Source organism: Streptomyces spinoverrucosus (assembly GCF_006539505.1).
GTDB lineage: Bacteria > Actinomycetota > Actinomycetes > Streptomycetales > Streptomycetaceae > Streptomyces > Streptomyces spinoverrucosus.
In genome coordinates this window covers 17909-35563 of the sequence record NZ_BJND01000080.1, presented here as the reverse complement: position 1 = coordinate 35563, position 17655 = coordinate 17909, and the positions used below count along the sequence as shown (strand labels likewise).

At 69.9% G+C, this 17655-nt stretch carries 16 protein-coding genes; 3 read left to right on the top strand and 13 right to left on the bottom strand.

What is annotated here, in order from left to right:
* The first annotated feature begins 191 nt into the window (after positions 1-191).
* Positions 192-1205, top strand: a complete 1014-nt coding sequence (locus SSP24_RS37035) for a sigma-70 family RNA polymerase sigma factor (RefSeq protein WP_141314739.1) — start codon at positions 192-194, stop codon at positions 1203-1205.
* Here SSP24_RS37035 and SSP24_RS37030 read toward each other — a convergent pair.
* Positions 1089-1433 carry an STAS domain-containing protein gene (locus SSP24_RS37030; RefSeq protein ID WP_141314737.1) on the bottom strand — a complete coding sequence of 115 codons (345 nt, stop codon included), beginning with the start codon at positions 1431-1433 and terminating at the stop codon, positions 1089-1091. The genes SSP24_RS37035 and SSP24_RS37030 overlap by 117 nt on opposite strands.
* A gap of 169 nt (positions 1434-1602) precedes the next feature.
* Here SSP24_RS37030 and SSP24_RS37025 point away from each other — a divergent pair, with 169 nt between their 5' ends.
* Positions 1603-2523, top strand: coding sequence for an AEC family transporter (locus SSP24_RS37025; RefSeq protein ID WP_141314736.1), 921 nt, complete (start codon positions 1603-1605; stop codon positions 2521-2523).
* 7 nt (positions 2524-2530) lie between these two features.
* Here the strand turns inward: SSP24_RS37025 and SSP24_RS37020 are convergent, their stop codons facing one another.
* The 9 genes from SSP24_RS37020 to SSP24_RS36980 form a co-directional block, all read right to left on the bottom strand.
* On the bottom strand, positions 2531-3121 hold the full coding sequence (locus SSP24_RS37020; protein ID WP_141314734.1) for a Uma2 family endonuclease: 591 nt from the start codon (positions 3119-3121) through the stop codon (positions 2531-2533).
* Between the two features lie 96 nt (positions 3122-3217).
* Positions 3218-4501 (bottom strand): thymidine phosphorylase, encoded by a 1284-nt coding sequence (locus SSP24_RS37015; RefSeq protein ID WP_141314732.1) that lies wholly within the window; start codon positions 4499-4501, stop codon positions 3218-3220.
* A 71-nt stretch (positions 4502-4572) separates the two neighbouring features.
* Complete coding sequence (locus SSP24_RS37010) at positions 4573-4974, bottom strand: cytidine deaminase (protein WP_141314730.1); 402 nt, start codon at positions 4972-4974, stop codon at positions 4573-4575.
* Positions 4971-6236 (bottom strand): ABC transporter permease, encoded by a 1266-nt coding sequence (locus SSP24_RS37005; protein WP_141314728.1) that lies wholly within the window; start codon positions 6234-6236, stop codon positions 4971-4973. The genes SSP24_RS37010 and SSP24_RS37005 overlap by 4 nt, the downstream gene beginning before the upstream one ends.
* Positions 6233-7351, bottom strand: coding sequence for an ABC transporter permease (locus tag SSP24_RS37000; RefSeq protein WP_141314726.1), 1119 nt, complete (start codon positions 7349-7351; stop codon positions 6233-6235). The genes SSP24_RS37005 and SSP24_RS37000 overlap by 4 nt, the downstream gene beginning before the upstream one ends.
* Positions 7351-8976 carry an ABC transporter ATP-binding protein gene (locus SSP24_RS36995; RefSeq protein ID WP_141314724.1) on the bottom strand — a complete coding sequence of 542 codons (1626 nt, stop codon included), beginning with the start codon at positions 8974-8976 and terminating at the stop codon, positions 7351-7353. Before SSP24_RS36995 ends, SSP24_RS37000 begins: the two co-directional genes overlap by 1 nt.
* Before the next feature lie 159 nt (positions 8977-9135).
* Positions 9136-10185: a BMP family lipoprotein gene (locus SSP24_RS36990; RefSeq protein ID WP_141314722.1), complete on the bottom strand. Its 1050-nt coding sequence runs from the start codon at positions 10183-10185 to the stop codon at positions 9136-9138.
* 575 nt (positions 10186-10760) lie between these two features.
* Positions 10761-11813 (bottom strand): BMP family lipoprotein, encoded by a 1053-nt coding sequence (locus SSP24_RS36985; RefSeq protein ID WP_167529812.1) that lies wholly within the window; start codon positions 11811-11813, stop codon positions 10761-10763.
* A gap of 286 nt (positions 11814-12099) precedes the next feature.
* Entirely contained in the window at positions 12100-13347 is a 1248-nt protein-coding gene (locus SSP24_RS36980) for a M20 family metallopeptidase (RefSeq protein WP_141314747.1), read from the bottom strand.
* 266 nt (positions 13348-13613) lie between these two features.
* On the opposite strand from SSP24_RS36980, the gene SSP24_RS36975 reads away from it, so the two are divergent.
* Complete coding sequence (locus SSP24_RS36975; protein WP_373306781.1) at positions 13614-14276, top strand: class I SAM-dependent DNA methyltransferase; 663 nt, start codon at positions 13614-13616, stop codon at positions 14274-14276.
* A gap of 21 nt (positions 14277-14297) precedes the next feature.
* Here the strand turns inward: SSP24_RS36975 and SSP24_RS36970 are convergent, their stop codons facing one another.
* The 3 genes from SSP24_RS36970 to SSP24_RS36960 are packed head-to-tail and all read right to left on the bottom strand — an operon-like array spanning position 14298 to position 17636.
* Positions 14298-15362, bottom strand: a complete 1065-nt coding sequence (locus tag SSP24_RS36970) for a hypothetical protein (RefSeq protein ID WP_141314718.1) — start codon at positions 15360-15362, stop codon at positions 14298-14300.
* Positions 15363-15420: 58 nt separating this feature from the next.
* Positions 15421-16359 (bottom strand): N-acetylneuraminate synthase family protein, encoded by a 939-nt coding sequence (locus SSP24_RS36965; RefSeq protein ID WP_141314716.1) that lies wholly within the window; start codon positions 16357-16359, stop codon positions 15421-15423.
* 14 nt (positions 16360-16373) lie between these two features.
* Positions 16374-17636: an N-acylneuraminate cytidylyltransferase gene (locus SSP24_RS36960; RefSeq protein WP_141314714.1), complete on the bottom strand. Its 1263-nt coding sequence runs from the start codon at positions 17634-17636 to the stop codon at positions 16374-16376.
* Between the last annotated feature and the right edge of the window lie 19 nt (positions 17637-17655).

The window sequence follows — 17655 nt, the reverse complement described above, 5'->3', positions numbered from 1 at the left end:
CAGCGGCACCCCGTTGCGCCGGGGTGCGCAACGCCGCGGCCTTGGCAGCGACGCCGGGTAGATGACCACGCACCCCATCTGAGCTGGGCCTTTCTCCAGTCGGGGCGCCATTGTCAGTGGGCTGCGGTAGCTTCCGAAGTGCTGGGCGCAAAGGTGCGCAGCACGGGAACGGCCACAGGGGTGGGTGGACCATGAGCAACGGCACGGCGACGACAGACCTCGACGCCACACTGGAAAAGCACCGGGTCGAGCTGACGGGCTACTGCTACCGCATGCTCGGCTCCTCCTTCGAGGCGGAGGACGCGGTGCAGGACACCCTCGTCCGCGCCTGGCGCAGCTTCGACAAGTTCGAAGGACGGTCCAGCGTACGGTCCTGGCTGTATCGCATCGCGACCAATGTGTGCCTGGACATGCTGAACGCCGGCAACAAGCGGGCCAGGCCCATGGATCTGACGGAGTCCACACCGCTGGCCCGGGCAGCGCTCTCGCCCCGTCCGGACAACACCTGGCTGGAGCCGATGCCGGACAACCGTATGCTGCCGACGGTCGAGGACCCGGCGGAGGCGGCCGTGGCCAAGGAGTCCGTGCGGCTCGCCTTCATGGCCGCGCTGCAGCAGTTGCCGCCCAAGCAGCGGGCCGTGCTGATCCTGCGCGAGGTGCTGGCCTGGAAGGCCAGCGAGGTCGCCGAGTTGCTCGGTACGACGGTCGCGTCGGTCAACAGCGCGCTGCAGAGAGCGCGTGCGACGCTCGCGGAGCAGCAGCAGCCGGGCGCCGAGGCGGCCGTCTCCGACCCGCTGGACGAGGAGCAGCAGAAGCTCCTGGAGCGGTATGTCGCGGCGTTCGAGGGCTACGACATGACGGCGCTGACGGCTCTGCTGCACGAGGACGCCATCATGACGATGCCGCCGTTCGACCTGTGGCTGACCGGCGTGAAGGACATCACGGGCTTCATGACGACGCTCGGTGCCCCCTGCGCGGGCTCGCGCCTGGTGCCGGTCCAGGTCAACGGTCTGCCGGGCTTCGCCCAGTACAAGCCGGACCCCGAGGCGGGCGGCTTCGCTCCGTGGGCCGTGCAGGTGCTGGAGATCTCAGACGGACGGATCACCGGGTTCCACTGCTTCCTCGACACCAAGCGCTGGTTCCCGTTGTTCGGGCTGCCCCTCCACCTCGAAGCGGAGGCCGACCAGGTCGAGGAGGGCGTGTAGGGCGGGGTCGGGATCGCGCAGGCGGATGCCGCTCCCGGCCCGTTTGGCCGTCAGCGCCAGCCGGGCCAGGAGGTCGATGGTTGCGAGGCCCGGTGGTCCGAGACCTCCGACATCGCAGACGACCACTGGCGCCCCCGTGGCCTCCAGCAACGCCCGCACGTCATCGCAGAGCCCTGTCACCTCGTCCCGGGTGACGGGGCCGGCCAGCACGATTTCGGCGGGGGTCATGGCATCCACGACCGGTAGACCGGCTCAGGTCTCATAACTCATCGCGGGCGACCGCGCCGCGAGGATCACATTGACCTGGGTGAGGGCTGCCCTAGAGGGTTGCGTGTATGCCCCATGGATCAACTCCCTCTGTGATGTCCGGTGCGCGTCTCCTCGGCAAGGAGGCGTTGTGCAGGGGGTGTTGAGCGGGTTTTTGGTGATCGCCGTTGTCATCGGCGTCGGTTACGCGATCGGTGTGCGGGGTTACCTCGGAAACCAGGGGCGCGAAGTCCTGACCAAGCTCGCCTTCCACGTGGCCTCCCCGGCGCTGCTCTTCACCACCTTGGCAGGGGCCGATCTGTCGGTGATCTTCTCCAGTCGGCTGCTGGTCACGGCCCTGAGCACGGCGGCCGCGGCGGGCGTGTTCGTGGCGGTGGGTGTCGTACGCCGCTGGGGTGTGGGCCGTACGACCATCGGCGCGCTGTGCTCCAGTTACGTCAACTCGGGCAATCTCGGCATCCCCATCGCGGTGTATGTGCTGGGCGACGCGTCGCTGGTGGCGCCGGTGCTGCTGTTCCAGCTGGTCGGGGTCACGCCGGTCGCGCTGACGATCCTGGATCTCGCGGGTGGCGGGGAGAAGCGGCCGCTGTGGCAGCGTCTGCTCACTCCGTTGCGCAATCCGGTGGCGTTGGGATCGCTGGCGGGCGTTGCGGTGTCGGCGACGGGTCTGCACGTCCCGGGGCCCGTCATGGATCCGCTGACGCTGATCGGGAACATGTCCGTTCCGGCCGTCCTCCTCGCCTTCGGGATCTCCCTGCGCGGCAGCACACTCCCGCTGCGGAACGGGGAACGGGGGCCGGTGCTCCTCGCCGTGGGCCTCAAGGCCGTCGCCCAGCCGCTGCTCGCCTGGATCCTCGCGGCCGGTGTCTTCGGCCTTCGGGGGGCGGCCCTGCTCGACGTGGTGGTGACGTCGGCGCTGCCGGCCGCGCAGAACCTCTTCACGTACGCGAGCAGTTATCGAGTGGGCGAGGTGCTGGCGCGGGAGGCGATTTTGTTGTCGACGGTGCTTTCGGTGCCGGTGCTGGTGGTGGTGGCGGCGCTGTTGGGCTGAGGCCGACTCAGCGGACTGGAAAGACGCTGGTGTCGATCTCGAGATTGAACGGTTCCGGCAACGTCAGCTTCTCGCCGTATTCCACTGAGGCGAGGACGCGGTAGGTGCCGTCCTCTGGCGCTCCGTAGAGCGTGACCGTGGGGCGGCCGCTGTGCCAAGGGTCCAGGAGGAGGTAGAGCGGAATACCTGCTCGTGCATAGCCATGGACCTTCTTGATGCGGTCGTGGTTGGCGTTGCGCTTCGAGGTGATCTCGACCACCAGCTCCGCCTCGTCCGCAGGCACACGATTTCCCGTGCCGAGTGCCGATTCCACGGGAAGCACCGCCAGGTCCGGAACGAAGAGATCCGAGGCGCCCGGGACCTCCAGCCCCAGCGTCTGGTAGATCTCCCAGGTCTCCGGAATCACGGTGTACAGGCGCCGCTGCAGCAGGGCAGCCGTGGTGTTGTGGTCCTTGGACGGTGGAGGCGGCACGGTGACGACCCCTTCGATGATCTCCACCTTGCTGCCCTCGGGAGCGTCCGTCTCCTCCCAGACACGGACGATCTCCTCCCAGCCCGTTCCCTCGGAGGCCCCGGACTCGGCGGCGAGTGCGCTCATGGCGGTTCTCCAATCAGTGCGTCACCAACCCCAGCATGCCGAACGGGACCGGCGGAGGTCTACCGATCCCATTCACCCGAACGAGGAAACCGCAGGTCAGGCGATACGTTCCAGCACTACCGGCGACCCCGTGAAGTCCGTCCCCGCCGCCGCGATGTCGTAGGAACCCTCCACCGCCTCCAACGCGTATGCGAACCGCTCCGGCGTGTCCGTGTGCAGGGTCAGCAGGGGCTGGCCCTCCGTCACCGTGTCGCCCGGCTTGGCGTGCAGCTCGATGCCCGCGGCCGCCTGCACCGGGTCCTCCTTGCGCGCGCGGCCCGCGCCCAGGCGCCAGGCGGCGATGCCGATGTCGTAGGCGTCGAGGCGGGTCAGGACACCGGAGGACGGGGCCTTGATCACGTGCTGTTCGCGTGACGTTGGCAGCGGGGCGTCCGGGTCGCCGCCCTGCGCGGCGATCATGCGCCGCCACACGTCCATCGCCGAACCGTCGGCCAGCGCCGTCGCCGGGTCGGCGTCCTTCACGCCCGCCGCCTCCAGCATCTCTCGGGCCAGGGCGAGGGTCAGTTCCACCACGTCCGCGGGGCCGCCGCCCGCCAGGACCTCCAGCGACTCGCGGACCTCCAGCGCGTTGCCCGCCGTCAGGCCCAGCGGCGTCGACATGTCCGTCAGGAGTGCTACCGTCTTCACCCCGTGGTCCGTGCCCAGGCCGACCATGGTCGAGGCCAGCTCGCGGGCGTCGTCCAGGGTCTTCATGAAGGCGCCTGAGCCCACCTTCACGTCCAGGACCAGCGAGCCCGTACCCTCCGCGATCTTCTTCGACATGATGGACGAGGCGATCAGGGGGATCGCCTCGACCGTGCCGGTCACGTCGCGGAGTGCGTAGAGCTTCTTGTCCGCGGGAGCCAGGCCGTCGCCCGCCGCGCAGATCACGGCGCCGACGCTGTCCAGGACCGACAGCATCTCCTCGTTGGAGAGCAGGGCCCGCCAGCCCGGGATCGACTCCAGCTTGTCCAGCGTGCCGCCCGTGTGGCCGAGGCCCCGGCCAGAGAGCTGGGGGACCGCCGCGCCGCATGCGGCGACCAGGGGGGCCAGCGGCAGGGTGATCTTGTCGCCGACGCCGCCCGTCGAGTGCTTGTCCGCCGTGGGGCGGGACAGCGACGAGAAGTCCATGCGCTCGCCGGTGGCGATCATCGCCGCCGTCCAGCGGGCGATCTCGCGGCGGTTCATGCCGTTGAGCAGGATGGCCATGGCGAGCGCCGACATCTGCTCGTCGGCGACCTCGCCGCGCGTGTACGCGTCGATGACCCAGTCGATCTGCTCGTCGCTGAGTTCACCGCGGTCCCGCTTGGTGCGGATGACGGAGATGGCGTCCATGGCCATGACTGGCTTTCCTTCCGGGGATTGCGAAGAGTACGGCCCCTGCGAGTCAAGTCCCAGGGGCCGTACGGGAGTTACGAGCGGAGGTGGCCCGGCCCGAAGGCCTGCGGCAGCATCTCCGACAGCGGCAGGATGCCCGCCGGGGTGTCCAGCAGCAGGTCGGGGCCGCCGAACTCGTACAGCAGCTGCCGGCAGCGGCCGCACGGGACGAGGAGTTCGCCCCGGCCGTCCACGCAGGTGAAGTGCGTGAGCCGGCCGCCGCCGGTGCGCTGCAGGTCCGAGACCAGTCCGCACTCGGCGCACAGGGAGATGCCGTACGAGGCGTTCTCGACGTTGCAGCCGGTGACCGTGCGTCCGTCGTCGACCAGGGCGGCGACCCCGACGGGGTAGCCGGAGTAGGGGGCGTACGCGTGGGTCATGGCCTCCCGGGCCACCGTGCGCAGCGCCTCCCAGTCGACGTCGGCCGTCGGTGTCACTTGCCTTGTCCCTTCCGGTACGGCAGACCGTCGGCCTTCGGCATCCGCAGCCGCTGGGCGGAGAGCGCCAGGACGACGAGGGTGATGACGTACGGAGTGGCGGAGACGACCTGGTTGGGGACCTCGTTGGTGGTGGCGTACCAGGTGAAGAACAGGGCGCCGGCGACCACGGTGATCACTGCCGGGACGTACTTCTTGCGGATCGCCAGCCAGATCGCGCCGATGATCAGCAGCAGGGCGCTGAGCAGCAGCAGGGCGTGGACGTTCTCCGAGCCGCCGCGCAGGTTGAGGCTGTCGGTGTAGCCGAACAGGCCCGCGCCGAGGGCGAGGCCGCCCGGCATCCAGTTACCGAAGATCATCGCGGCGAGGCCGATGAAGCCGCGGCCGCTGACCTGGCCCTCCAGGTAGAAGGGGTTGGCGACGATGGAGAGGAAGACGCCGCCGAGGCCGGCCAGGCCACCGGAGATGATCACGGCGATGTACTTGTACTTGTAGACGTTCACGCCGAGCGACTCGGCGGCGACCGGGTTCTCACCGCAGGAGCGCAGCCGCAGACCGAACGGGGTGCGCCACAGGATCCACCAGGTGGCGGGGACCAGGGCGATGGCGATCAGGGTCAGCCAGGAGACGTCGGTGACCAGGCCGCCGAGCAGGCCGGCGAGGTCGGAGATCAGGAACCAGCCCTGGTTGTTGAGTTCCCTCAGGCCGTCGGAGAGGCCCGGCACGGTGAAGTTGCCGAGGGATTCGACCGCCGGGGACTGCTTGGCGGAGCCGCCTGCGTGGCCCTCGAAGGCGAGGGGAGCCAGGTAGCGGGTGGCGCCGAGGGCGAGGATGTTGATGGCCACACCGGAGACGATGTGGTTGACGTTGAAGGTGACGGTCACGAAGGCGTGCAGCAGGCCGCCGAGGCAGCCGCCGATGATGCCGACCAGGACACCCGTCCACGGGCCCCACTGGAAGCCGGCCCAGGCGCCGAACCAGGTGCCGAGGATCATCATGCCTTCGAGGCCGATGTTGACCACGCCCGCGCGCTCGGCCCACAGGCCGCCGAGGCCGGCGAGGCCGATGGGGACGGCGAGCTGGAGCGCGGTGGACATCTGGCTGACGTTGGTGATGCCGTCGGCGCCGGTGATGATCCGCACCAGCGAGGTCAGCGCCAGGGCTCCGGCGATGACCAGCAGCAGCACGGGCCACGACAGGCGGCGGCCGGTCGGCGCCGCGGGCTGCAGCGTGGGCTGGTTGACGTCGGTCGCGGTGGTCATCGGCCAGCCACCTCCTTCGTGTTGTGGGCGCCGAGGACGTGACCGGCGGCGAGTTCGGCGCCGACGCGGCGCTGCTGGCGGCGCAGACCCCATTCGCGTACGGCTTCGTAGGAGACGACGACCGAGAGCACGATCAGGCCCTGCATGATGACCGCGATCTCCTTGTCGTAGCCGTGGAAGTCCAGCTCCGGCGAGGCCTTGTCGAGCCAGGCCCACAGCAGGGCGGCGAACGCGATTCCGACCGGGCTGTTACGGCCGAGCAGGGCGATGCCGATGCCCAGGAAGCCGATGCCGGTGGGGAAGTTGAGGCTGTAGGTGTGGGTGTCGCCGAGCAGGATCGGCAGGCCTGCGAGACCGGCGATGGCGCCGGAGATCAGCATGGCGGTGAGCGTCATCCGCTTGGGGTCGACACCGGAGGCCGCGGCGGCGGTCTCGGAGGCGCCGGAGGCGCGCAGGTCGAAGCCGAAGCGGGTGCGGTTGAGGACGACCCAGTAGCCGATGCCGAGGAGTACGGCGAGGACGACCAGGCCGTAGATCTCGCCGGCCGGGCCCATGTCGATGCCGGGGATCCAGCCGGAGGAGTGCATCTCGCCGGTGGTGTTGTTGTTGCCGACCTTGACGCCGAAGACGGTCGGCAGCCACAGGTAGCCGATGACGGAGGTGGCGATCGCGTTGAGCATGATCGTCGCGACGACCTCGCTGACGCCGCGGGTGACCTTCAGGACACCGGCGATTCCGGCCCAGAAGGCACCGGTGAAGATCGCGGTCAGGAGCAGCAGCGGGATCTGGATCACCGCCGGCAGGTTCATGTGGGCGCCGACGATCGCGGCCAGCATGGCGCCGAGTTGGTACTGGCCGTCGACGCCGATGTTGAACAGGTTCATCCGGAAGCCGATGGCCACCGCGAGCGCGGCGATGTAGTACATCGAGGCCTGGTTGATGATCAGGACCTGGATGTCGGAGAAGCCGGCCTGCTCGAACATCACGGCGAACGGCTCGACCGGGTTCTTGCCGGAGGCGATCAGCACGATCGCGCTCAGCACGAAGGCCACGGCGAGCGCGATGACCGGTCCGGCCACGGCGAGGAGCACGCGCTCCTTGTCGAACTTCTTCATCAGCGGGCCTCGTCTTCCGGAGACTCGGGGGACTTGGACACGTCGGCCGAGTTCTCGGGGGTCTCTTCGTGCTCCAGGTGGCCGGTCGCGGCACCCGTCATGGCCGAACCCAGCTCCTCCGGGGTGATGGTGGCGGGGTCGGCGTCGGCGACCAGCCGGCCGTTGTAGATCACCCGGAGCGTGTCGGACAGGCCGATCAGCTCGTCCAGGTCGGCGGAGATCAGCAGCACGGCCAGGCCCTCGCGGCGGGCCTCGCGGATGTGGTCCCAGATCGCGGCCTGCGCGCCGACGTCCACACCACGGGTGGGGTGGGCGGCGATCAGGAAGCGCGGCTTGTGGCTCATCTCGCGGCCGACGATCAGCTTCTGCTGGTTGCCGCCGGACAGCGAGGCGGCGGTGACGTCGATGCCGGGGGTGCGGACGTCGTACGCCTCGACGATGCGGCGCGTGTCCTCCTGCGCGGCCTTCGGGTCCAGCCATACGCCCTTGGCGTTGGGCTTCTCGGTGACGTGACCGAGGATGCGGTTCTCCCAGAGGGGGGCCTCCAGGAGCAGGCCGTGGCGGTGACGGTCCTCGGGGATGTAGCCGACGCCCTGCTCGCGGCGCTTGCGGGTGTGCCAGCCGGTGATCTCCTCTTCGGCGAGGGTGATCGTGCCGGAGTCGGCGTGGCGCAGGCCGATCAACGCGTCGACCAGCTCGGTCTGGCCGTTGCCCTCCACACCGGCGATACCCAGGACCTCGCCCGCGTGGATGGTGAACGTGATGTCGTCCAGCAGGGCCTTGCCGCCCGGGGCCTGGAGGCGCAGCTTGTCGACGGTGATCACCGGACGATCGGTGACCGTGGACTCGGCGGTCTCCGGCGTCGGCAGCTCGCTGCCGACCATCATCTCGGCGAGCTGCCGCGGGGTGGTCTCGGAGGGGACGGCCGTACCGACCGTCGTACCACGCCGGATCACGGTGATCTCGTCGGCGACCGACAGCACCTCGCCCAGCTTGTGGGAGATGAAGATGACCGACAGGCCCTCGGACTTCAGCTCGCGCAGGTTGGCGAAGAGCGCGTCCACCTCCTGCGGGACGAGCACGGCGGTCGGCTCGTCGAGGATCAGCGTGGTGGCGCCGCGGTAGAGGACCTTGAGGATCTCCACGCGCTGGCGGGCCGCGACGCCGAGTTCCTCGACCAGGACGTCGGGGCGCACGCCGAGGCCGTAGCGGTCGGAGATCTCCGTGATCTTGCGGCGGGCCTTGGCGCCGATGCCGTAGAGCTTCTCGCTGCCGAGGACCACGTTCTCCAGGACCGTGAGGTTGTCGGCCAGCATGAAGTGCTGGTGCACCATGCCGATGCCGCGCGTGATGGCGTCGGCCGGGCTGTGCAGGGAGACCTGTTCACCGTCGATGGTGATGGTGCCCTCGTCCGGCTTCTGCATGCCGTAGAGGATCTTCATCAGCGTCGACTTGCCGGCGCCGTTCTCGCCGACGAGGGCGTGCACGGTGCCCTTGCGGACGGTGAGGTGGATGTCGTGGTTGGCCACGACGCCCGGGAAACGCTTGGTGATCCCGGCGAGTTCGACGGCGGTCGCCTGACCGTGGACCGCCGCTCCGGCCGGAGGGCTGCTGGACGCGTTGATGGCGCACTCTCCTGGGGACGGGGGTCGTCTACGCGCGTAGCGCCCCTACGGCATATAGAGGGGTGACGCGACTGGCCAACGGGGTACAGGGAGGCAGTCTCCCCGTACCCCGTTGAGCGGACGTAACCCCGCGGTTACCGACTGCTCGGCACCTGCTTGTCAGCTGCTCTTGACCTTGATCTCGCCGCTGATGATCTTCTCCTTGGCCGTTGCGATGGCTTCCTGGAGCTCGGCGTTGTCGGCGAACTTCGGGTTGGAGTTCGCGAGGCCCACCTCGCCGGTCTTCAGATCGCCCCTGACGATACCGGTCTCGGGCTTGCCCTCCTCGACCGACTTAGCCAGGCTGTAGACCGCCTTGGCGACGTCCTTCGTGGCGGAGGTGAGGATGGAGTCCTTGTACTTGGCGAGGGCTTCCTGCTTGTACTGGTCGGAGTCGACGCCGATCGCCCACACCTTGTTGGCGGCGGCGGCCTCGATCACGCCCTGGCCGGACAGACCGGCCGCCGCGTAGACGACGTCGGCCTTCTTCTCGATCTGGCCCTCGGCGGCCGTCTTGCCCTTGTCGGGGCTGGCGAAGCCACCCTCCTCGGCCGTCTGGGTGAGGTACTGCGAGAGGACCTTGACCTTGGGGTTGGTGGCCTTGACGCCCTGCTCGAAGCCCGCCTGGAACTTGTGGATCAGCGGGATGTCCACGCCGCCGACGAAGCCGACGACGTTGGTCTTGGTGCTCTTGGCGGCGGCGACGCCGGCCAGGTACGAGGCCTGCTCCTCGTTGAAGACCAGGTCGGCGACGTTGTCCGCCTGGACCTGGGCGTCGTCGACGATGCCGAAGGTGGTGTCGGGGTACTTCTCCGCGACCTCCTTGACGGCCGGCGCGTAGGCGTAGCCGACGCCGATCACCGGGTTGTAGCCCTGCTTCGCCAGCGAGGCCAGGCGCTGCGCCTTGTCGGCGTCCGTCTCGCCCTCGGTGGGCTCGATGTCGGCCGTCTCGTACTTGAACTCCTTCTTCGCCTGCTCCAGGCCCGCGTACGCGGCGTCGTTGAAGGACTGGTCGCCCTTGCCGCCGACGTCGTAGGCGATGGCGAGGCCCTTGTCGCCCTTCGACTCCGCGGACGAGCTCTGGGTCGAAGTGCCGCCACAGGCGGAGAGGGCAAGGGCGAGGGAGGCGGTCGCTGCGCCTGCGACCGCGATGCGGGAAACCCGGCGCATGTGTTGGTGCTCCTGTCGTACTGGCGGGTCCGGGGGGCGTGCCGGCACTTCCCCGGTATCGCTTAGCGCCGTACGGTTCAGCTTCGGCGCTGGCTCCGCCGCAGATTAACGCGCGTAGACCTGCCTGAAAACCCCTTCTGTCCACCTTGTTATGCGCCCGTGGCCAACGCCACTCGGACCCAGGTCGGAGCCTTGCGGCGTGCGAAGGGAGGGTGGCGAAGGGTGATGACACGTACCGTCACGGGCCACCGCGGGAGCCGTGCCGCACGCAATCGGAGGTGGCTACGCGGGATGTGACACGACCCCGCAGCCGCCCACGGCGGAAGGGGACGTGTCGGGGGGTGTCCGCCCGCAGCGGCTGCCGCAAACGCCCGGCACCCCGCCAACAGACGCCACCAGCAGACCGAGGACGGACACCCCCCGGCGCGGCCCCGACCCCACCACCGCCGGAAGGCGCGACACAAGCCCCCACACAGCGGCACGGGCCGCCGCAGGCATGGCCCCGAAACCCGGAAGCGGGCGGACGTCCCGCACGCCCACCCGCTTCTCGCGCCAGCCCTTCCAGGCAGCGCCGCCTACTCGGTCCTGACCTTGATCGAACCGTCGATGATGCCTTCCTTGGCCTTCTCCACGGCCTCCTGCAGACCCGCGACCTTCGCGTACTCCGGGTTGCTGTCGGACAGGCCCACGCCGCCCACCTTCAGGTCGAAGACCTGCGTGCCGGTCAGCGGCTTGCCGTCCTCCACCGACTTGGCCAGCGCGTACACCGCACCGCCGACGTCCTTGAGCGCGGAGGTCAGGATGTAGTTCTTGTACGGCGCCAGCGCCTCCTGCTGGTACTGGTCGGAGTCGACGCCGATCGCCCAGACCTTGGCCTTCGCGGCGGCCTCGATGACACCCTGCCCGGACAGACCGGCCGCCTGGTAGACGACGTCGGCCTTCTTCTCGATCTGACCCTCGGCAGCGGCCTTGCCCTTGTCGGGGCTGGAGAAGCCACCCTCCTCGGCGGTCTGCGTCAGGTACTGCGACAGGACCTTGACCTTGCCGCCACTGGTCTCCTCGACGCCCTGCTTGAAGCCCGCCTCGAACTTGTGGATCAGCGGAATGTCCACGCCGCCCACGAAGCCGACGGTGTTGGTCTTGGTGGCCTTGGCGGCCGCGACACCGGCCAGGTACGAGGCCTGCTCCTCGGCGAAGACGAGGGAGGCGACGTTCTTGGCCTCGACGGCGGAGTCGACGATGCCGAAGGTGGTGTCCGGGTACTTCGCGGCCACGGCCTCCATCGCGGGGCCGTAGGCGTAGCCGATGCCGATGACCGGGTTGTAGCCCTGCCGGGCCAGGGAGGCCAGACGCTGCTCCTTGTCGGCGTCGGTCTCGCCCTCGGTGGGCTCCACGTCGTCGGTCTTGTAGCCGAACTCGTTGGCGGCCTTCTCCAGGCCGGCGTACGCGGCGTCGTTGAAGGACTGGTCGCCCTTGCCGCCGATGTCGTACGCGATGGCGAGGCCCAGGTCCTCCTTGGAACCGGAATCGCCACCGCTTTCACCGCTGGTGCCACCGCAGGCCGTCGCGGCGAGTGCGAGCGACGCGACCCCCACCGCGACGCGGGTCAGTTTGGATATCCGACGCATCGTGAAGCTCCCCATTCTCCAAAGCCCCGCAGTGGGTGCTCGGTTCGGCGCACATTAACGCGCGTAGAAACTCCTGGGAACGGGGTTCTGCGTGGCCGTTATCCATTCGTGCCGATGGCCGGTTACGTCCTTGTGAACCACCGGCTCGAATGGTGTGCACCTGGGGCGATCCCGGCGCGCTTCAGAGCACAGTCCGCCCGCTACGCGCACCAGGCTGCCCCTGCTGAACAGGGGGCGCAACCGGAAGGGTCCCTTACTGAAGGGGGCGCGCGCCTCGGAGGGGCGGCTACCGGCCCGCGTCGAGGAGGGCCGCCGCCGTGAACAGTTCCACGCCGACCGCGATCGCGGACTCGTCCACGTCGAAGTCGCCCTGGTGCAGGTCGCGGACCGTGCGTTCGCCCGGCGGGCGGACGCCGAGGCGGGCCATGGCGCCGGGGACCTGTTCGAGGTACCAGGAGAAGTCCTCGCCGCCGAGGCTCTGGTCGGTGTTCTCGACCGACGCGGGGCCGCGGCGGGCGGTCATGGCGTCGGCGAGGAGTTCGGTGACGCCGGGCTCGTTGACGACCGGCGGGACCCCGCGGACGTAGTTGATCTCCGACTTGGCGCGGTGCAGGTTCGCCACCTCGTCGATCGCCGCGTGGACGATGTCGGGCGCCTCACGCCACGCGTCCATGTCCAGGCAGCGCACGGTCCCGGAGAGCTCGGCGTGCTGCGGGATGACGTTCGGGGCGTGGCCCGACTCGATGCGTCCCCAGGTCACCGCGAGGCCGCTGCGGGTGTCGACGCGCCGGGCGACCAGCGCGGGCACGTCGGTGACCACGCGGGCGACGGCGGTCACGAGGTCGGTGGTCAGGTGGGGGCGGGCGGTGTGACCGCCGGGGCCGTCCAGAGAGATCTCCAGGCGGTCGCAGGCAGAAGTGATCGGGCCCTCGCGCAGGCCGATCACCCCGGCGTCCACCCGGGGGTCGCAGTGCACGGCGATGATCCGCTTCACCCCGTCGAGCACACCGCAGTCGATGGCGTCGGCGGCACCGCCGGGCAGCACCTCCTCGGCGGGCTGGAAGACCAGCCGGACGGGCTGCGGCAGCAGACCCTGCCGGTGCAGGTCGGCGAGGATCAGCCCGGCGCCCAGCGCCACGGCCGTATGGACGTCGTGGCCGCAGGCGTGCGCCCGGTCGGGGACGGTCGAGCGGTACGGGCACTCGGTCTTGGCGTCCGGGATGGGCAGGGCGTCGATGTCGGCCCGCATGGCGAGCATCTCCGGCCCGCCGCGCCACTGGTCGCCGTCGACGCCGATGTCACAGACGAGCCCGGTGCCCGAGGCGAGGACGCGCGGCCGGAGGCCGGCCTTCTCCAGCCGGGCCTTGATCGCGGCGGTCGTACGGAACTCCTGGTTGCCGAGCTCCGGGTGCATGTGCAAGTCGCGGCGGAACGCGACGAGTTCGGCACGCAGTGGCTCGGGGAGCGTGCCGGGAAGTGCGGCTCCCGCCGCTCCGGCCGCTTTCAGGAGATCGGCGTCGGACTCCAGTGACATCAGTTGCTTCACCCTCTGAAGGGTAGGACGCCCGGACGGTCAACTGCCCCGAGATCAACAAAACTTCAGCCCGTTAGGGGAAGAAAACCTGGCCGCCGGACGCATAGGTGTCGGTTGGGGTGGGTAAACTCGCCCGTTTTCCTCCGGTCGGGCAGATCACGGGTACCACCCTCACCTCCACGCATACCACGCCCGACCCCACCCGCGCGCATCCGTTCACCTGACGGACGCCCACGGCGGGCGCTCGCCCGGTAGCGTGCGCGACCGTGAGCGATCTGGACACGGCCTTCTTAACGGCCACCCGTACCTCGTACGACGCCATGGCCGCCGACTACGCGTCCCGGTTCCCGGACGCGATGGGCGGCGTCCCCCTCGACCGGGCCCTGGTCAGCGCCTTCGCGGAGCTGGCCCGCGCCCACTCACCCGCCCCGGTGGCCGACCTCGGCTCCGGGCCCGGGCACGTCACCGCGCTGCTGCACGAGCTCGGCGTCCCCGTGTTCGGCGTGGACCTGTCACCCAGGATGGTGGCGCTGGCCCGCCGGGCCCACCCCCGGCTCCGCTTCCACGTGGGCACGATGACCCGTCTGGACCTGCCGGACGCTGCGCTGGGCGGCATCGCGGCCCTCTTCTCGATCATCCACGTGCCCGACGACCACCTGCCGACCGCCTTCGCCGAATTCCACCGCGTCCTGCGCCCGGGCGCTCCCGTTCTGCTGTCCTTCCAGACCACCGACACGGAGGATCGCGTGCACCTGACAGAGCGCTTCGGGCACGAGATCGCCCTCGACTATTACTGGCGTACGCCCGAAAAGGTGGCGGACCTGCTGGTCAAGGCCGGTCTCGCCCCGTACGCCCGCGTCGTGCGCGAACCGGGGGAGGACGAGAAATTCGCCAAGGCCTTCGTGCTGGTCCGCAAGCCCGCGTCCTAGCCGGTCCGCAAGCCCGCGGCCTTAGACCGCCTGCACCGCCGACAGCCGATGCACATCCCGTGCCGTCCCGGTCACCCCGTCCAGGAAGCCCTGGGCGCGGGGTGAGGCCGTCTGGGTGAGCCAGTCGGGATCGATGTCGCAGACGGCCACGCGGACGTCCGTGCCGGCCAGGGCCAGGGGGAGGGTGTGGACGACGGTCGACGGGAAGCTCAGGATCGTGCGGCCCACCGGGCCGCGGCGGGCGATCAGCTCCAGGGGGAGGTCGGGGCGGACCACCTCCAGGCCCGTCTCGACCGCCAGCCGGTGGAGTTTCTCGGCGCTCTCGCGGCGGTGGGCGAAGTAGCGGCGGGCGCCGTGCGTCTTGGCGAGGGAGCGCACCGCCTCCACATAGCGGTCGCCGTCCACCACGCCGGTCTCCACCAGCGACGTACCGACCATGTCGGCGCCCTTGGTGATGCGCGGCGGGCCGAAGCGGGCGCGGGTCCAGGCGAAGTCGTTCGCGGTGACCGTGACGCCGCCCGGCGTCTCGTCGATCGGCATCGAGGAGAACACCTCGACCCGGCGCTGTCCGCCCGGCGTCAGGCGGCGCCGGGCGGAGGAGGACACCGGGGCGAAGAGCAGATCGCGCGGGCCGGGGCGGGCGCCCCGCCGGTGCCAGCGGACCAGGCGTTCGCCGCGGGCGAGCTGGGTGACGAACTCCATCGTCGCCGTCCCGTCGTCCACGACCACCAGGTCACGCGCCCGCGTGATCGTCAGCAGCAGCTGTACGTACCGCGAGAACGGATCGCCCATCACGATCCGTTCCGCACGGCGCAGTACCCCCATGAGGCCGCCGATCGTCTGGAAGGGCGCCGACGTGCCGCCGCGCGCCTCCTCCCAGCGGACCTCGTAGCCCTCCTCGCGCGCCAGTTCCGCCATTCGCCGCAGCTGGCCGCGGGTCATCGGATCGACGGGCGAGAGGACCACGAGGGTGAGCCCCGCGCCGGGTGCGTGGACATGCGCCCACTCCAGCACGTTGAGCAGCTGTACCGGACTCTCGACGAAGGCGAGAGTGTGGGGGCCGGCATTCCCGGCGCGGGGGCTCATCGGCGTACGACCGTCCCGTCGTAAGGCGTTGTGGGGGTTGTAGGGGCTGACGTGGACGTCAGACCTGGACCGGCTCGCCGGCCGCGGCGGCGATCTCCGCCTCGGCGACGACGCCCTGGACACGGCGCAGCTTCTTCATCGGGCCCAGCTCGGACTCGTAGACCTTCTTGACACCGTCACCGAGGGAGGCCTCGATGGTGCGGATGTCGCGCACCAGGCGGGTGAGGCCCTGCGGCTCGACGGAGGCGGCCTGGTCGGAGCCCCACATGGCGCGGTCGAGGGTGATGTGACGCTCGACGAAGGTCGCCCCGAGCGCGACCGCGGCGAGGGTGGTCTGCAGGCCGGTCTCGTGGCCGGAGTAGCCGATCGGGACGTTCGGGAACTCCTTCTCCAGCGTGTTGATCACGCGGAGGTTCAGCTCCTCGGCCTTCGCCGGGTAGGTGGAGGTGGCGTGGCACATGAGGATGTTGTCGGAGCCCAGGACCTCTACCGCGTGGCGGATCTGCTTCGGCGTCGACATGCCGGTGGAGAGGATGATGGAACGGCCGGTGGCGCGCAGCGCCTTCAGCAGCTCGTCGTCGGTGAGGGACGCGGAGGCGACCTTGTGGGCGGGGACGTCGAACTTCTCCAGGAAGGCGACGGCCTCGGTGTCCCACGGGGAGGCGAACCAGTCGATGTTCTTGGACTTGCAGTACTCGTCGATCTGGCGGTACTCGTCCTCACCGAACTCCACGCGGTGGCGGTAGTCGATGTAGGTCATCCGGCCCCAGGGGGTGTCGCGCTCGATGTCCCACTGGTCGCGCGGGGTGCAGATCTCGGGGGTGCGCTTCTGGAACTTGACCGCGTCGCAGCCCGCCTCGGCGGCCACGTCGATGAGCTTGAACGCGTTCTCCAGCTCGCCGTTGTGGTTGATACCGATCTCGCCGCAGATGTAGACGGGCTTGCCGGGGCCGACCTCGCGGGAACCGAAGGTACGGAGGCGGGTGTTGGTGCTCATGGCAGGAACTTTCCTTACTTGGTGGAGGGGTCGAGAGAGTCGAGAGAGGGTCCGAGGATCCAGCCGGCGATCTCTCGGATCGCGCCGACACCACCGGGGACGGTGGTGACCGCGCGTGCGGCGCCGCGTACGACGTCGTGGGCGCTCGCGACCGCGACGGGCCAGCCGACGAGGGCGAAGCACGGCAGGTCGTTGACGTCGTTGCCGACGTAGAGCACGCGCTCCGGCGCGATGCCCTGCTCCTCGCACCACTGCTTCAGCGCGAGGTCTTTGCGGTCGACGCCGTGCAGCACCGGGATCTTCAGCTTCCGGGCCCGGGCGGCGACGACCGGGTTCTGCTCCGTGGACAGGATCAGCATCTTCAGGCCGCTGCGCCGCAGGGCCGCGATGCCGAGGCCGTCTCCGCGGTGCACGGAGACGAACTCCCGTCCATCGGCATCGATCAGCACCCGGTCATCGGTCTGGGTGCCGTCGAAGTCGAGTACGACCGCGTCGATGTCGGCGGCGGTCGGAAGGGCGCCGGGGCGGTCCGCGTCGAACAGCGGGGCCAGGGCGCGGGCGCGGGCGAGGTCGTGCGGGTCGTCGATCTCCAGCACGCGCGCGGGGTCGGTGCGCACCAGTTCGGTGCGGCCGAAGAAGCGGTGCTGGTGCGTGCGGAAGCCGGCCGCGTCCATCGCGTAGGCGGCGCCGGTCTCCAGGAAGTCCTGGGGGCGGTCCTGGCGGCGGGGGCGGAAGGACTTGTCGTGGTTGATGCCGTAACCGCCGGTGGCCGGGGCGCCGGCGTCCTCCGTCGCCTCGTCGTCGGCGTTGCGCCAGATGAAGCCGTGGAACGGCGCGACGGTCACCGCGGTGTCCGCGCCGTTCTCCACCACGGCCGCCGCGACTCCGTCGATGTCCTCGCGGATCAGGAACGGGCTGGTGCACTGCACGAACAGCACCACGTCGACGGCCGAGCCGTGCAGCGCCTCGTGGGCGTCCATGGCGTGCAGGACGGCGGCCTCGGAGGTGGCGGTGTCACCGGCGATGGCGGCGGGGCGCAGCACGACCTCGGCGCCGGCCGAGCGGGCGGCGGCGGCGATGGCCTGGTCGTCGGTGGAGACGACGACGTCGGTCACGAGGCGGGAGGCCAGGCATTCGCGCACCGCGCGGGCCACCAGCGGTACGCCGCCGACCGGGGCGAGGTTCTTCGCGGGCACGCCCTTGGAGCCGCCGCGCGCGGGGATCACCGCGAGCACCCGGCGCACCGTCGCGCCTCGGCCCGCTTCCGGGTTGGACATGGGAACTACTCCTTGAGCA

What these genes read in the sequence shown, in the direction of transcription:
- SSP24_RS37035 (WP_141314739.1), top strand. Translation starts at nt 192, where the DNA reads ATGAGCAACGGCACGGCGACGACAGACCTCGACGCCACACTGGAAAAG.
- SSP24_RS37030 (WP_141314737.1), bottom strand. Translation starts at nt 1,433, where the DNA reads ATGACCCCCGCCGAAATCGTGCTGGCCGGCCCCGTCACCCGGGACGAG.
- SSP24_RS37020 (WP_141314734.1), bottom strand. Translation starts at nt 3,121, where the DNA reads ATGAGCGCACTCGCCGCCGAGTCCGGGGCCTCCGAGGGAACGGGCTGG.
- SSP24_RS37015 (WP_141314732.1), bottom strand. Translation starts at nt 4,501, where the DNA reads ATGGCCATGGACGCCATCTCCGTCATCCGCACCAAGCGGGACCGCGGT.
- SSP24_RS37005 (WP_141314728.1), bottom strand. Translation starts at nt 6,236, where the DNA reads ATGACCACCGCGACCGACGTCAACCAGCCCACGCTGCAGCCCGCGGCG.
- SSP24_RS37000 (WP_141314726.1), bottom strand. Translation starts at nt 7,351, where the DNA reads ATGAAGAAGTTCGACAAGGAGCGCGTGCTCCTCGCCGTGGCCGGACCG.
- SSP24_RS36990 (WP_141314722.1), bottom strand. Translation starts at nt 10,185, where the DNA reads ATGCGCCGGGTTTCCCGCATCGCGGTCGCAGGCGCAGCGACCGCCTCC.
- SSP24_RS36985 (WP_167529812.1), bottom strand. Translation starts at nt 11,813, where the DNA reads ATGCGTCGGATATCCAAACTGACCCGCGTCGCGGTGGGGGTCGCGTCG.
- SSP24_RS36980 (WP_141314747.1), bottom strand. Translation starts at nt 13,347, where the DNA reads ATGTCACTGGAGTCCGACGCCGATCTCCTGAAAGCGGCCGGAGCGGCG.
- SSP24_RS36970 (WP_141314718.1), bottom strand. Translation starts at nt 15,362, where the DNA reads ATGAGCCCCCGCGCCGGGAATGCCGGCCCCCACACTCTCGCCTTCGTC.
- SSP24_RS36965 (WP_141314716.1), bottom strand. Translation starts at nt 16,359, where the DNA reads ATGAGCACCAACACCCGCCTCCGTACCTTCGGTTCCCGCGAGGTCGGC.
- SSP24_RS36960 (WP_141314714.1), bottom strand. Translation starts at nt 17,636, where the DNA reads ATGTCCAACCCGGAAGCGGGCCGAGGCGCGACGGTGCGCCGGGTGCTC.